The organism is Methylosinus sp. KRF6 (genome assembly GCF_018887255.1).
GTDB lineage: Bacteria > Pseudomonadota > Alphaproteobacteria > Rhizobiales > Beijerinckiaceae > Methylosinus > Methylosinus sporium.
The window spans coordinates 1-634 of the sequence record NZ_JAHLJF010000054.1 but is presented as its reverse complement, the minus strand read 5'-3'; the positions used below and the strand labels follow the sequence as shown (position 1 = coordinate 634).

Below are 634 nucleotides of genomic sequence, written 5' to 3'. Positions count from 1 at the left end.
CGAACGCCTCGTCACGCTCGTCGCCGGGATCAAACGGGCCAATCCCGATCTGACGCTCGCGCAAATCGGCGCGCAGCTCGAAGCCATGTATGAGCGCACGCCACGCGGAGGAGCCCGCTGGGCGCCCTCCTCCGTCAAAAGCCTGCTCGACCGCGCCGAAAAGCTCCGATTGCTCGACGCCGAAACGCTGTGAGCGCGTGGACCGCCGAAGCGCGTCCGAAAATCCATCCCCACGTCACCCCGTTCTCTTGCGCTCTCGCGCCGCCTTCGCAGCCTTGCCGCGCAACAGCGCCATCAGCACGGATCCGAGCGAGAACTCCCCTGCCCTCGCCTTTTCGGTCAGGACGCGGAGATAACCGCCCGCGCTTTTGATTTCCTCGCCGCGTTGCAGGATCGCGGCGATGACGATCGCGGCGTCATGCTCGCCGAGGACATCCGAGGCCTGCGCCCAGGCGTCCGGCGAAACGCCGAGCGCCGAGCGCACGATCGCCGCGGCTGCCGCCAAGTCTCGCCATGAGGAAATTTCGCCACTCGGGCCGTAATCGACGATGTCCGGACAGGCCTCCAGCACCATTCCGAGCGGATAGGCTCGAAGCGCTGGCTTGGGATCGGCAATCCGAGAGCGATCCGAGGA

Annotated in this window: 1 protein-coding gene and 1 pseudogene; one reads left to right on the top strand and one right to left on the bottom strand. The window is 66.6% G+C overall.

Going from position 1 to position 634, the window contains the following annotated elements:
- Positions 1-193, top strand: a pseudogene (locus tag KP010_RS22500) (recombinase family protein); the annotation flags it as partial.
- A 42-nt stretch (positions 194-235) separates the two neighbouring features.
- On the opposite strand, the gene repC reads toward KP010_RS22500, so the two are convergent.
- Positions 236-634 (bottom strand): replication initiation protein RepC (repC, locus tag KP010_RS22495; RefSeq protein ID WP_253204000.1); only part of this gene is annotated, 399 nt, incomplete at its 5' end.